Annotated in this window: 11 protein-coding genes and 1 rRNA gene; all 12 read left to right on the top strand. The window is 68.0% G+C overall.

The annotated features are described in order from the left end of the window. The first annotated feature begins 31 nt into the window (after positions 1 to 31). A complete protein-coding gene (argC, locus tag MAY35_RS21445) occupies positions 32 to 1,090 on the top strand; it encodes an N-acetyl-gamma-glutamyl-phosphate reductase (RefSeq protein WP_238423309.1) in 1,059 nt (352 codons plus the stop codon). Further along, on the top strand, positions 1,087 to 2,355 hold the full coding sequence (gene argJ / locus MAY35_RS21440) for a bifunctional glutamate N-acetyltransferase/amino-acid acetyltransferase ArgJ (protein ID WP_238423308.1): 1,269 nt from the start codon (positions 1,087 to 1,089) through the stop codon (positions 2,353 to 2,355). Before argC ends, argJ begins: the two co-directional genes overlap by 4 nt. Continuing rightward, the gene (gene argB / locus MAY35_RS21435; RefSeq protein ID WP_238423307.1) at positions 2,352 to 3,269 is read left to right on the top strand and encodes an acetylglutamate kinase; all 918 of its coding nucleotides are present in this window, start codon (positions 2,352 to 2,354) and stop codon (positions 3,267 to 3,269) included. The genes argJ and argB overlap by 4 nt, the downstream gene beginning before the upstream one ends. Beyond that, positions 3,266 to 4,459: an acetylornithine transaminase gene (locus tag MAY35_RS21430; protein ID WP_238423306.1), complete on the top strand. Its 1,194-nt coding sequence runs from the start codon at positions 3,266 to 3,268 to the stop codon at positions 4,457 to 4,459. Before argB ends, MAY35_RS21430 begins: the two co-directional genes overlap by 4 nt. After that, entirely contained in the window at positions 4,456 to 5,379 is a 924-nt protein-coding gene (gene argF, locus MAY35_RS21425) for an ornithine carbamoyltransferase (protein WP_004018765.1), read from the top strand. Before MAY35_RS21430 ends, argF begins: the two co-directional genes overlap by 4 nt. A 47-nt stretch (positions 5,380 to 5,426) precedes the next feature. Next, positions 5,427 to 5,933, top strand: coding sequence for an arginine repressor (locus tag MAY35_RS21420; protein WP_188327995.1), 507 nt, complete (start codon positions 5,427 to 5,429; stop codon positions 5,931 to 5,933). A 160-nt stretch (positions 5,934 to 6,093) separates the two neighbouring features. Further along, positions 6,094 to 7,293 (top strand): argininosuccinate synthase, encoded by a 1,200-nt coding sequence (locus MAY35_RS21415; protein ID WP_238423305.1) that lies wholly within the window; start codon positions 6,094 to 6,096, stop codon positions 7,291 to 7,293. Next, the gene (argH, locus tag MAY35_RS21410) at positions 7,290 to 8,759 is read left to right on the top strand and encodes an argininosuccinate lyase (protein WP_238423304.1); all 1,470 of its coding nucleotides are present in this window, start codon (positions 7,290 to 7,292) and stop codon (positions 8,757 to 8,759) included. The genes MAY35_RS21415 and argH overlap by 4 nt, the downstream gene beginning before the upstream one ends. Before the next feature lie 78 nt (positions 8,760 to 8,837). After that, positions 8,838 to 11,834 carry an AMP-binding protein gene (locus tag MAY35_RS21405; RefSeq protein ID WP_238423303.1) on the top strand — a complete coding sequence of 999 codons (2,997 nt, stop codon included), beginning with the start codon at positions 8,838 to 8,840 and terminating at the stop codon, positions 11,832 to 11,834. A 5-nt stretch (positions 11,835 to 11,839) separates the two neighbouring features. Beyond that, positions 11,840 to 12,058: a Trm112 family protein gene (locus MAY35_RS21400; protein WP_238423302.1), complete on the top strand. Its 219-nt coding sequence runs from the start codon at positions 11,840 to 11,842 to the stop codon at positions 12,056 to 12,058. Positions 12,059 to 12,145: 87 nt separating this feature from the next. Beyond that, the gene (gene tyrS, locus MAY35_RS21395; RefSeq protein WP_238423301.1) at positions 12,146 to 13,471 is read left to right on the top strand and encodes a tyrosine--tRNA ligase; all 1,326 of its coding nucleotides are present in this window, start codon (positions 12,146 to 12,148) and stop codon (positions 13,469 to 13,471) included. A 428-nt stretch (positions 13,472 to 13,899) separates the two neighbouring features. Then, a 16S ribosomal RNA gene (locus MAY35_RS21390) occupies positions 13,900 to 14,208 on the top strand; the annotation flags it as partial.

Below are 14,208 nucleotides of genomic sequence, written 5' to 3'. Positions count from 1 at the left end.
ATTGATTTGCAGCCTGCTGCATGATGATCCCATGGCTTCGACAAGCTCAACCAGCGGTGTGAAGGTGGCGGTGGCCGGCGCGAGCGGTTACGCGGGTGGCGAGATCCTCCGGTTGTTGTGCGGGCATCCCCGTCTGCGATCGGGCGACCTCGAGATCGGTGCGCTCACCGCCGGCGGCAATGCCGGCACGCGCCTGGGGACCCATCACCCACACCTGCTGCCGCTGGCCGATCGGGTGCTGGAGGACACCACACCCGAGGTCCTCGCCGGACACGACGTGGTCTTCCTGGGCTTGCCGCACGGTGCATCCGCGGTGATCGCCGACGCACTGCCGCCGACCACGCTCATCATCGACTGCGGCGCGGATTTCCGGTTGCGGGATGCAGACGAGTGGACCGCCTTCTACGGCGGCGATCATGCCGGGACGTGGCCCTACGGTCTGCCCGAGCTGCCCGGCAACCGGGAAGTGCTCAAGGACGCGAGCCGGGTCGCGGTACCCGGTTGCTACCCGACGGTGTCGATCCTGTCGTTGTTGCCGGCCATCGCGGCCGGGATCGCCGACCCGCACGTCACGGTGGTCGCCGTGAGCGGCGCTTCGGGCGCCGGCCGGTCACCCAAGGTCGATCTGCTGGCCTCGGAGGTCATCGGATCCGCGCGGGCGTACGGTGTCGGCGGCGTCCATCGACACACACCGGAGATCTCCCAGGCCCTCTCCGCCGCGGCCGAGCAACCGGTGACGGTCTCGTTCACGCCGATCCTGGCGCCGATGGCACGGGGCATCCTCGCCACGTGCACCGCGCGGACCGGCGCCACGGCCGAGGAGGCACGCGCGGTGTACGAGAAGGCCTATGCCGACGAGGAATTCGTGCACGTGCTGCCGGAGGGCAGATTGCCCGCGACCGGATCGGTCATCGGGTCGAACGCCGTCCAGCTCGGCGTGACCGTCGACGAACGCGCGGGGACCCTCGTGGTCGTCGGTGCGGTGGACAACCTCACCAAGGGGACCGGTGGCGCCGCGGTCCAGTCGATGAATCTGGCGCTGGGGTGGACCGAGAACGAGGGACTGAGCACCGTGGGAGTGGCACCGTGACCGGAACCGGACAGACCGACAGCGCAGGAACAGAGCAGGATCGGATCGAGGGTGGTGCGCCCGGCGATCACCCGCGGCTGGTGCGGGGCCAGGGCGTCACGGCGCCCCTCGGCTTCCGAGCTGCCGGCATCGCCGCCGGGATCAAGGCCTCCGGCGCCCCAGATCTCGCTCTGGTCTTCAACGAGGGGCCCGACTACGCCGCTGCCGGCGTCTTCACCCGCAACCAGGTGAAGGCTGCGCCCGTGCTGTGGTCGCAGCAGGTCCTCACCACCGGCCGGCTGCGTACTGTGATCCTGAATTCCGGTGGCGCCAATGCCTGTACGGGTCCGGGCGGTTTCCAGGACACCCACAAGACCGCGGAGGCGGTGGCCGATGCGCTCAGCAACTGGGGGACCAGCACCGGTGCCGTCGAGGTCGCGGTCTGCTCGACCGGTCTCATCGGTGATCGGCTGCCGATGGACAAGGTCCTGGCGGGGGTCACCGAGATCGTGCATGACATGGGCGGCGGGTTGTCCGGCGGCACCGACGCCGCATACGCGATCATGACCACCGACACCGTGCCGAAACAGGCTGCGCTGCATCATCCGCAGGGGTGGAACGTCGGCGGGATGGGAAAGGGTGCGGGGATGCTCGCTCCGTCTCTCGCGACGATGCTGGTGGTACTCACCACCGATGCGGCCGCAACGCCGGAGCAACTCGACGCCGCGCTGCGACACGCGACGGCCCGGACCTTCGACCGCCTCGACATCGACGGCTCGTGTTCGACGAACGACACCGTGCTGCTGCTGAGTTCAGGGGCCAGTCAGGTCCCGGTCGACCAGGCCGACCTGGACGATGCGGTCTTCGCCGTCTGCGATGACCTCGCGGCCCAGATGATGGCCGACGCCGAGGGGGTCACCAAGCGGGTCGTCATCACGGTGACGGGCGCACACTCCGAGGACGACGCGCTGACCGTCGCCCGGGCGATCGCGCGCGACTCGCTGGTGAAGACGGCCCTGTTCGGGTCTGATCCGAACTGGGGCCGGGTCCTGGCCGCGGTCGGCGCAACGTCGGTCATCATCGACCCTGACCGCATCGCGGTGTCGTTCAACGGCAGTCCGGTGTGCGAGAACGGATTCGGCGTCGAGGGGGCACGGGACGTGGATCTGTCGGGCGCCGACATCGCCGTCGTCGTCGACCTGAAGCTGGGGGATTCCTGGGCCAGCGTCCGGACCACCGACCTCTCGCACGCGTATGTCGAAGAGAACTCGGCGTATTCGTCATGAGCGAGACGATGTCGGGAGCCCACCCGATCGATCCGGAAGCCGGTCTCGCGAAGGCGAAGGTCCTCGCCGAGGCCCTGCCCGCACTGCAGCGACTCGCGGGCGCGACCGTCGTCGTCAAGTACGGCGGCAACGCCATGGTCGACGACGAGTTGAAGAAGGCGTTCGCCGCGGACATGGTCTTCCTGCGCGCATGTGGGATGCATCCCGTGGTGGTTCACGGTGGCGGGCCGCAGATCTCGGCGATGCTGAAGCGGCTCGGTCTGCAGGGGGAGTTCAAGGGCGGATTCCGCGTGACCACCCCCGAGGTCATGGACGTGGCCCGGATGGTCCTGTTCGGCCAGGTCGGGCGCGAGCTCGTCGGGTTGATCAACTCGCACGGACCCTACGCGGTCGGCATCACGGGTGAGGATGCCCATCTGTTCACCGCCGCCCGACGGACGGTGCTCGTCGAGGGCGTGCCGACCGACATCGGCCTCGTCGGCGACATCGCGTCGGTCAACACCTCGGCCGTTCTGGATCTGGTTGCCGCCGGGCGTATCCCGGTCGTCTCCACCATCGCACCCGACCGCGACGGCGTGGTCCACAACATCAACGCCGACACCGCCGCCGGAGCGCTGGCCGAGGCGCTCGGTGCGTCCCGACTGGTGATGCTCACCGACGTCGAGGGGTTGTACACCGACTGGCCGGACCGCGGCTCCCTGGTCGCCCGGATCGACACCCGGACCCTCGCCGATCTGCTGCCGTCGCTCGACTCGGGCATGGTCCCCAAGATGGAGGCCTGTCTGCGCGCCGTGACCGGCGGCGTCGACCGTGCCCACGTGATCGACGGCCGCGTGGCACATTCCGTGCTCGCCGAACTGCTCACCGAGAGCTCGACCGGGACGACCGTCGTCGTACCGGAGGAGGAATCATGACCGCGCCACTGCAACAGCGCTGGGCACAGTCGCTGATGAACAACTACGGCACACCGGCGATCGCCCTCGTCGGCGGATCGGGCGCCCACGTGACCGACGCCGACGGCAAGCGCTACCTCGACCTTCTCGGCGGGATCGCGGTCAACGCACTCGGCCATGCGCACCCGGCGATCGTCGAGGCGGTGACCACCCAGCTCCAGACGCTGGGGCACGTGTCGAACCTCTACATCGCCCCGCCGGTCGTCGAACTCGCCGAGAAGTTGCTCGACCGTTTCGGCCACCCGGGTCGTGCGTTCTTCTGCAACTCCGGGACCGAGGCCAACGAGGCGGCCTTCAAGCTCGCCCGGCGGACCGGCCGGCCGGAGATCGTCGCCGCGGAGAAGGCCTTCCACGGCCGGACGATGGGTGCGCTGGCCATGACCGGTCAGCCGGCGAAACGGGAGCCGTTCGAGCCGATGCCCGCCGGCGTCCGCTTCGTCCCCTACGGGGACATCGACGCTCTCGACGCCGTGGTCTCCGACCGGACCGCGGCGGTCATCCTCGAACCGATCCTCGGCGAGGCCGGCGTCATCGTGCCGCCCGCGGACTATCTGGCGGCGGCTCGCCGGATCACCGAAGAGCGTGGCGCGCTGTTGATCCTGGACGAGGTCCAGACCGGGGTGGCCCGAACCGGCACCTTCTTCGCCCACCAGCAGGTGGGGATCGTCCCCGACGTGATGACCCTGGCCAAGGGGCTCGGCGGGGGACTGCCGATCGGTGCGTGTATCGCCACCGGCCGCGCGGCCGAGTTGTTCGAACCGGGCCAGCACGGCACCACCTTCGGCGGCAATCCCGTCAGCGCCGCAGCCGCGCTCGCCGTCCTGCGTGTCATCGACGATGAAGGTCTCGTCGACTCCGTTGCCGCGGTGGGCAAGTCGATCGCCGCCGGCATCGAGGACCTGCAGCACCCGCTGGTCTCTCATGTGCGGGGTTCCGGCCTGTTGCTCGGGGTGGTGCTGAACGAGCCGCTGTCGCAGCGCGTCGAGGCTGCGGCCCGGGATGCGGGGTTCCTCATCAACGCGCCCGCACCCGACGTCCTACGGTTGGCGCCGCCGCTGATCCTCACCGAAGAGGAGGGCCAGAGCTTCGTGGCCGCGTTGCCGGGACTGCTCGACACCGCCGCCACATCGACAAAGGGGGACAAGGCATGACCCGACATTTCCTGCGTGACGACGACCTGAGCCCGGCCGAACAGGCCGAGGTGCTCGCCCTCGCTGCCGAGGTCAAGGCGAAACCGTTCGACTTCCGGCCTCTGGAGGGGCCGCGCGGTGTCGGCGTCATCTTCGACAAGAACTCGACCCGCACCCGCTTCTCGTTCGAGGTCGGCATCGCGCAACTCGGCGGGCACGCCGTCGTCGTGGACGGCCGCACCACGCAGCTCGGGCGCGAGGAGACCCTGGAGGACACCGGACTCGTCCTGTCCCGGTTCGTCGACGCGATCGTGTGGCGCACCTTCGGGCAGGATCGACTCGACGCGTTGTCCTCGGCCGCCACGGTCCCGGTCGTCAACGCCCTCTCCGATGAATTCCACCCGTGCCAGGTGCTCGCGGATCTGCAGACGATCATCGAGCACAAGGGTTCTCCCGCCGGCCTCACGATGACCTACCTGGGCGACGGTGCGAACAACATGGCGCACTCGCTCGCCCTGGGCGGTGTCACCGCCGGGATGCACGTTCGGATCAGTGCACCGGACGGCTTCCAGCCGGATCCCGGCGTCATCGCCGACACCGAGCGCCGCGCGGCGCAGACGGGTGGTTCCGTAGAGCTCGTCGGCGACCCCGTCGCCGCGTCCACCGGTGCCGATGTCCTGGTGACCGACACCTGGGTCTCGATGGGGCACGAGGACGACGGCAAGGACCGCACCGCGCCGTTCCGTCCGTACCAGATCAACGACGCCCTTCTCGCGCACGCCGCCGACGATGCGATCGTGCTGCACTGCCTGCCGGCACATCGCGGCGACGAGATCACCGCATCGGTCATCGACGGGCCGCGCAGCGTCGTGTTCGACGAGGCGGAGAACCGCCTGCACGCGCAGAAGGCGCTCCTGATCTGGCTGTTGGAGCACCAGTGACTCGCGGATCGCAGTGAGCAGGAGTTCGTCATGACCGGGAATCCACGATGACCGCCGGGGCCGAACCCTCGGAGAGCAGGCTCGCCGCCACCCGGGCGGGGCGCCATGCGCGGATCATCGAGATCCTGTCGACGCATCAGGTCCGCAGCCAGTCCGAACTGCAGCGGTTGCTCGCCGAGGAGGGCGTCGAGGCCACACAGGCCACCCTGTCGCGCGACCTCGACGAGCTCGGCGCGGTGAAGCTGCGTGCCGCGGACGGCGGCGCCGGGGTCTACGTGGTGCCCGAGGACGGATCACCCGTCCGCGGGGTGTCCGGCGGCACCGACCGGCTCGGCAGGCTCGTCTCCGATCTGTTGGTGTCGACCGACAGCAGCGGCAACCTCGCGGTGCTGCGCACGCCCCCGGGCGCCGCGCACTACCTCGCGGCCGCACTCGACCGGGCACGCCTGCCCGACGTCGTCGGGACGATCGCCGGGGACGACACGATCTTCGTGGTGGCGCGCGAGCCGCTCGACGGCGCCGGCCTCGCACGGCGGATCGAGGGACTCGTGTAGCCGCGCCCTGACACCGATCCGAACCAGCCGACCAGCACAGAACAGACAGACCACAACAAACGAACAGCCGCGACATCGCCAATCGGTACCCGGACGGTGTCGCCGGAACGCCGGGGCCGATGATGGACCCGGTCAACGCGCAGAACAGGAGCTTCACCTCATGGCAGAACGTGTCGTACTCGCATACTCGGGCGGCCTGGACACCTCGGTCGCGATCAGCTGGATCCAGAAGGAGACCGGCAAAGAGGTCGTGGCCGTGGCACTCGACCTCGGCCAGGGCGGCGAGGACATGGAGGTCATCCGTCAGCGGGCACTCGACTGCGGCGCGGTCGAAGCGGTCGTCGTCGACGCCCGCGACGAGTTCGCCGATGAGTACTGCCTCGGCGCGATCACCTCGAACGCCCTCTACATGGACCGGTACCCGCTCGTCTCGGCGCTGTCGCGTCCGCTGATCGCCAAGCACCTCGTCACCGCGGCGCGCGATCACGGCGGCACCGTCGTCGCCCACGGATGCACCGGCAAGGGCAACGACCAGGTGCGCTTCGAGGTCGGTTTCGCCACTCTCGCACCGGATCTGCAGGTACTCGCCCCGGTCCGCGACTACGCGTGGACCCGCGAGAAGGCCATCGCCTTCGCCGGCGAGAACGACATCCCGATCAACGTGACCAAGAAGTCTCCCTTCTCCATCGACCAGAACGTGTGGGGTCGTGCGGTGGAGACCGGCTTCCTCGAGGACCTGTGGAACGCTCCCACCAAGGACGTCTACGACTACACCGAGGACCCGACCGTCAACTGGAATTCCCCCGATGAGGTCATCATCGGCTTCGACAAGGGCCGCCCGGTCAGCATCGACGGACGTCCGGTGAGCGTGCTCGAGGCCATCCAGGAACTCAACCGACGCGCGGGTGCGCAGGGCGTCGGACGACTCGACGTCGTCGAGGACCGGCTCGTGGGCATCAAGAGCCGTGAGGTGTACGAGGCGCCCGGTGCCATGGTCCTCATCCGCGCGCACGAGGAGCTCGAGCACGTCACCATCGAGCGCGAGCTGGGGCGCTACAAGCGCGGCACCGACCAGAAGTGGGCCGAGCTGGTGTACGACGGCCTGTGGTTCTCGCCGCTGAAGCGTTCGCTCGACGCCTTCGTCGCCTCCACGCAGGAGCACGTGACGGGCGAGATCCGGCTGACCCTGCACGGCGGCACCATCGCCGCGACCGGTCGCCGCAGCGCGGAGTCGCTCTACGACTTCAACCTCGCCACCTACGACGAGGGCGACACCTTCGACCAGTCCGCCGCACGCGGCTTCGTCGAGCTGCACGGCCTGTCGTCGAAGATCGCCGCGAAGCGGGACCTGAATCTGTGAGTGCGGGCACCGGCGGTAGCGGCCAGGAGACCGGTGGGACGACCAACCAGGGTTCGCTCTGGGGTGGTCGTTTCGCCGGGGGCCCGGCCGAGGCGATGGCCGCGCTCAGCAAGTCGACCCACTTCGACTGGGCACTGGCTCCTTTCGACATCGAGGCGTCCAGAGCGCATGCCCGGGTGCTGACCAAGGCCGGGCTGCTCACCGCTGACGACCTCACCGGCATGCTCGACGGTCTCGATCGCCTCGCCGCCGATGTCGCCGACGGGACGTTCGGTCCGGCCGAGTCCGACGAGGACGTCCACGGCGCTCTCGAACGCGGGCTCATCGAGCGGGTCGGCCCCGAACTCGGTGGCCGACTGCGTGCCGGACGGTCCCGCAACGATCAGGTCGCCACCCTGTTCCGGATGTGGCTGCGCGCTGCGATGCGTAGGGTGGCGCTCGGGGTGCTCGACGTCGTCGAGGCGCTGACCGCGCAGGCGGCCGCCCATCCGGACGCGATCATGCCGGGCAAGACCCATCTGCAAGCGGCGCAACCGGTCCTGCTGGGGCATCATCTGCTGGCACATGCACAGCCGTTGCTCCGCGACATCGACCGGCTCGCCGACGCCGATCGTCGAACCGCCGTCTCGCCGTACGGGTCCGGTGCACTTGCCGGCTCGTCGCTCGGGCTGGATCCGGCGGCGATCGCGGCCGACCTCGGCTTCGACGCGCCCGCCGAGAACTCGATCGACGCCACCTCGGCGCGCGACTTCGCCGCCGAGGCCGCGTTCGTGTTCGCGATGATCGCGGTGGACCTCTCCCGGTTGTCCGAAGAGGTGATCATCTGGAGCACACCGGAGTTCGGCTATGTGACGCTCGCCGACGCGTGGTCCACCGGCAGCTCGATCATGCCGCAGAAGAAGAACCCGGACGTCGCCGAGCTCATGCGCGGCAAGGCGGGCCGCCTCATCGGCGACCTGACCGGACTGCTGGCCACGCTCAAGGCGCAACCGCTGGCGTACAACCGGGATCTCCAGGAGGACAAGGAACCGGTCTTCGACGCGGTCGCGCAGCTCGAACTGCTGTTGCCCGCGGTCACCGGTCTCGTCGGGACGCTCGAATTCCACACCGATCGCATGGAGGAACTCGCGCCCGCCGGCTTCACCCTCGCCACCGACATCGCCGAGTGGATGGTGCGGCAGGGTGTTCCGTTCCGCGTCGCTCATGAGGTGGCCGGCGCGTGCGTCCGGGAGGCCGAGGCCCGTGGGGTCGGGCTCGACGAGCTCGACGATGCGACCCTGGCCGCCATCAATCCGGGTCTCACCCCCGCGGTGCGGGACGTGCTGACCGTACGTGGCTCAGTCGAATCGCGGAGCGCGCACGGCGGGACGGCTCCCGTCCAGCTACGCCGACAGCTCGACGTCGTGACGGCTCAGACCACCGATCTACGGACACGATGGACGGCGGGCCCGGGAGGGCGACGCTGAGCGCGCACCAGTAGGTACAGTGACCTGTGTCACCGACTCGTCGGTGGTCATGTCACCGACGACGGGAGGATCGACACGATGGCGGTGTGGGACGGGGGCCGTGATCTAGGCGGGGTGGTCGGCCGGGTGCTGGCCACTGCCCAGAACGGACTCGAGGTACTCCGCTTCGGAGGTCTGGAGACCGGAACGGAGCCGGCGCCGTTCGCGATCGTCGAGACACACCGGATGTTCCGGCTCCGCCGGTACTTCCCGAATGAGCCGTCCACGGGGCCGAACATCGTGCTGGTACCGCCGATGATGGTGTCGGCCAACGTCTATGACGTGACCGAGCACAACGGCGCCGTGTCGATCCTGCACCGCAACGGCATCACGCCCTGGGTGATCGACTTCGGCTCGCCCGACGACGAAGAGGGCGGGATGGAGCGCAATCTCGCCGATCACGTGGTCGCGATCAGCCGCGCCATCGACCTCATCATCGAGGCGACCGGACGCGACATCCATCTCGCGGGGTATTCGCAGGGCGGCATGTTCGCCTACCAGACCGCCGCGTACCGCCGGTCGAAGGGGATCGCGAGCCTCATCACCTTCGGCAGCCCCGTCGACGTTCTCGCGGCGCTGCCACTCGGACTGCCCGCCGGACTCGTGGCCCCGGCGGCGGAGTTCCTCGCGGACAAGGCTTTCTCGCGCAACCTGTGGGTGCGGGACTGGATGGCCCGCACCGGATTCCAGCTCCTCGACCCGGTCAAGACCGTTCGGAGCCGCATCGACTTCCTCCGCCGGCTGCACGACCGCGAAGCGCTCCTGCCGCGTGAGGACCAACGCCGGTTCCTCGAGGCCGACGGGTGGGTCGCCTGGTCGGGACCGGCCATCGCGGAACTCCTCCGCCAGTTCGTCGCCCACAACCGGATGGTCTCGGGCGGGTTCGTCATCAACGGCGACCTGGTGTCGCTGGCCGAGATCACCTGTCCGGTCCTGGCCTTCGTGGGCGACGCCGACGACATCGGCCAGCCCGCCGCGGTGCGGGGCATCGTGCGGGCGGCCCCCGATGCCGAGGTCTACGAATCCACCCTGCCGGCCGGACATTTCGGACTCGTGGTCGGCAGCACGGCCGGTCAGCACACCTGGCCGACGACCTCGGACTGGGTGAACTGGCTGTCCGACAACGGGCCTCGGCCCGAACTCATCACCGAGATGTCGCTGGTCGAACCGGGCCACGGTGGGGGAGTCAGTCTCTCGTCGCGGCTCACCCACGGGGTGGGGTCGGTCGCCGACGCCGGTACCGCGGCATCCCGCGAGCTCCTCGGTCTGGCCAATTCGCTGCAGCGGACGTCGAGGGCGGTGGCCTCGGAGTCGGTGCGAACCGTGCCCCGGCTCTTCCGGCTCGGTCAGATCCAGAGCGGCACCCGCATCTCGCTGTCGAAACTGATGGCGGAGAACACGAAGCGGGGCGGCGACAACGAGTTGTTCCTCTTCGAGAACCGAGTGCTCACACACGCGCAGGTGAACACCCGTATCGACAACGTGGTGGCCGGTCTCGTCGACTGCGGTATCCGTCCGGGACAGCACATCGGCGTCCTCATGGACACCCGCCCCAGCGCCCTGGTGGTCGTGGCGGCGCTGTCACGGCTGGGTGCGGTGGCGGTACTCCTGGCCGGCGACGCCGACGTCCGGGAGATGATGCGGCTGGCCGACAGCTCCGTCATCGTCACCGATCCCACCAACCTCGACCTCGCGACGGCGGCCTCGGACCGGGTACTCGTGCTCGGCGGCGGCAGCGGCGACTCGCGTGCCATCGAGGGCGCCGACGGGACGTCGATCGTCGACATGGAACGCATCGATCCCGACGAGGTCGTTCTGCCGACGTGGTACCGGCCGGACCCCGGTCTCGCCGGTGACCTCGCGTTCATCCTGTTCAGTCGCGCCTACGGCAAGCTCGTCCCATGGCCCGTGACCAACCACCGGTTCGCGATGTCGGCGTTCGGCGCTGCCTCCGCGGCCGCGCTGACCGACCGCGACACGGTCTACTGCCTTCCGCCGCTCCATCACGCGTCGGGCCTGCTCACCACGCTGGGGGCGACGGTCGTCGGGCGGTCGCGTATCGCGCTGTCCAACGGCATCGACCCGGCGAACTTCTCCGTGGAGGTGCAGCGGTACGGCATCACGGTCGTCTCCTACACCTGGTCGATGCTCAGCGGGATCGTGCGCGATCCGGGCTTCCGCATCAACCAGCACAACCCGATCCGGTTGTTCATGGGCTCGGGCATGTCGGCCGGGCTCTGGGAAGACGTGTGCTCGAGCTTCCCCCGCGCGCGCATCCTCGAGTTCTTCGCGACCGCTGACGGATCCGCGATCCTCGCGAACGTCTCCGGCGACAAGTTGTCGTCGGTCGGACGGCCGCTGCCGGAGACCAACCCCGTCGAGGTCGCGGCATACGACATCGCGCACGACCGGCTCCGAATCGATGACTCCGGATTCGTGCGTCGGGCGGAGGTCGGCGAACCCGGCCTACTGCTGGCCAAGGCCAAGCACAAGTTCGACACCAACGGCACGGTGCTCCGCGACGTCTTCAACTCGCGGGATCGGTGGGAGGTCTCCGGCCACCTGTTCGTCCGCGACGCCGACGGCGATCTCTACTTCCTGGGTGCCACCGACCGCGTGCTGCGGACGGCCGACGGCCCGGTCTTCATCCCGCCTCTGACACAGGCACTCTCACGGATGGATGCCGTCGACCAGGTCGTCGTGTACGGCGTCGGCGAACCCGGGCAGCAGGTGGTCATCGCGGCCATGACCCTGCGACCCGAGGTGAAACCCGACTCGCTCACGGTCACCCAGTTGCGCATCGCCCTGGGGGAATTCCAGGCAGAGCAGCGGCCGCACCTCATCCGGATCGTGGACGACATCCCGCAGTCCGCATCGTTCCGTCCGCTGAGCACCGGTTTCGTGTCCGAAGGCATCCCTCGGCCCGGCGGCCGGATCTGGTACCGGGACGAGGACGGCCGATACCGCCGGTACACGCGCACCGTCGTCGGCAAGCTGGACTGGGCCGGGGCCGCGGCCGGCAATGCCCTAGGCTGACTCGGGTGACGACACGCGCTGAGGCCATCGACCCGATCGTGCGCGAACGCCTGGCCTGCCCGCAGGACCACGGCCCGCTGATCGACGCGGGTGACGAGCTCTACAACCCGAGACTCCACGTCGCCTACCGGATCGACGCCGACGGCATCCCGGTCATGCTGATCGACGAGGCACGCAAGGTCGACGATGCCGAGCACGAGCGCCTGACCGCGTCGACGCAGTAGCGCCTCCACCAGAAGTCGTGGCCGGCGCGTAGGTGCCGGTTCTCACCTGGTCCTTGTCGCCGACTGGGCGGATGACAAGATCGAGGGGTGAGTGCCGAGACCACCGGAACAGCCGAGACCACCCCGACCGCAGCCGCCGGCGGACTCGTCGAGATCCTCGACGAACTGCAGTGGCGCGGACTGATCGCACAGTCCACCGACCTCGATGTGTTGCGCGAGGCGTTGGCCGACGGCCCCATCACCCTGTATGCGGGATTCGACCCGACAGCCGCGAGCCTCCACGCCGGACACCTTGTTCCGTTGCTGACACTGAAGCGATTCCAACTCGCGGGACATCGTCCCGTGGTGCTCGCCGGCGGCGCGACCGGACTCATCGGTGATCCCCGCGACGTGGGGGAGCGGACGATGAACACCCCCGACACCGTGGCCGAGTGGGCCGGAAGGATCGACGCCCAACTCCGACGTTTCGTCGACATCGACGAGTCGACCACCGGCGCGATCGTGGTCAACAACCTCGATTGGACCGGTCAGTTGTCGGCGATCGAGTTTCTCCGTGATCTCGGCAAACATTTCTCGGTGAACGTGATGCTCGCGCGCGACACAGTGAAACGTCGGCTCGAGGCCGACGGCATGAGCTATGCCGAGTTCAGCTACCTCCTGCTGCAGTCGAACGACTTCGTCGAGCTCAACCGGCGATACGGGTGCACGCTGCAGATCGGCGGGTCCGACCAGTGGGGCAACATCGTCGGCGGCGTCGACCTGGCACGACGACTCGACGGCACGGCCCTGCACGGGATGACCGTCCCCCTGGTGACCTCCTCGGATGGCAAGAAGTTCGGAAAGTCCACGGGAGGCGGGAGTCTCTGGCTCGATCCCGAGCTGACGAGCCCGTACTCCTGGTACCAGTACTTCGTGAACACCGCCGACGCCGATGTGATCCGGTACCTGCGCTGGTTCACCTTTCTCGGGCGCGAAGAGATCGAGGAACTCGAGCGTGCGACTGCCGAGGCTCCGCACCTGCGGCAGGCGCAGAAGCGGTTGGCCGCCGAGATGACCACGCTCATTCACGGCGAGGACCACACCGCGGCCGTGCAACTCGCGAGTCAGGCGTTGTTCGGTCGGGGAGACCTGGGTGACCTCGACGAGGCGACACTTGCCGCCGCACTCGGTGAGACCTCGATCGCCGAGTACTCGGATGCACGGCCGACGGTTGTCGAGCTGCTGGTCGACACCAAGCTCTCCGAGAGCAACAAGGCAGCGCGCCGAGCGGTGTCCGAGGGCGGTGCCTACGTCAACAACGCCAAGATCGACGACCCAGACTGGCAGCCGGCGGACTCGGATCTGCTCCACGGGCGGTGGTTGGTGGTCCGACGGGGCAAGAAGAGTTTTGCGGGAGCGAGACTAGGCCTCTGACCAGGCGATTTGACGCGTTGTTCGCGCCTGTGTAACTTAATCGAGGCACCGCAGAGAGCAACTTCCCCGGAGCCGCAAGCCCCGGGGAAGTAAAAGTGCCCGAGCCACTGGTTCGGGCCGCCTGTGCGGGGCACTCCCGAGAACAAGAGTGCGGGTTGACTGCGCTCTGGGAAGCTCATTCGGAGCCGGCCTCATCACGAGGACGTCCGGTGGGTGTGTGTTCTTTGAGAACTCGATAGTGTGATGATGAATTGTCTGATGCCAATGTGATGGCATCGAGCATCTTTTGTGGATGTTGATGTTTGTTTTGTGTGGCGCTCGGCCCCGTCTGGGTGTCACATTTTGCTAGGTTTATTTTGGTCAGGTTTGCTTTCCTGATTGTGTTGAAACGCTGGCTCTTTCGGGGGCTGGTTTTGTTTCGCTATTTTTTCATGGAGAGTTTGATCCTGGCTCAGGACGAACGCTGGCGGCGTGCTTAACACATGCAAGTCGAACGGAAAGGCCCAGCTTGCTGGGTACTCGAGTGGCGAACGGGTGAGTAACACGTGGGTGATCTGCCCTGCACTCTGGGATAAGCCTGGGAAACTGGGTCTAATACCGGATATGACCATGGGATGCATGTTCTGTGGTGGAAAGCTTAACACGTGGGTGATCTGCCCTGCACTCTGGGATAAGCCTGGGAAACTGGGTCTAATACCGGATATGACCATGGGATGCATGTTCTGTGGTGGAAAGCT

The organism is Gordonia sp. 'Campus' (assembly GCF_022206305.1).
Lineage (GTDB): Bacteria > Actinomycetota > Actinomycetes > Mycobacteriales > Mycobacteriaceae > Gordonia.
This window is presented reverse-complemented; position numbering and strand designations above follow the sequence as displayed.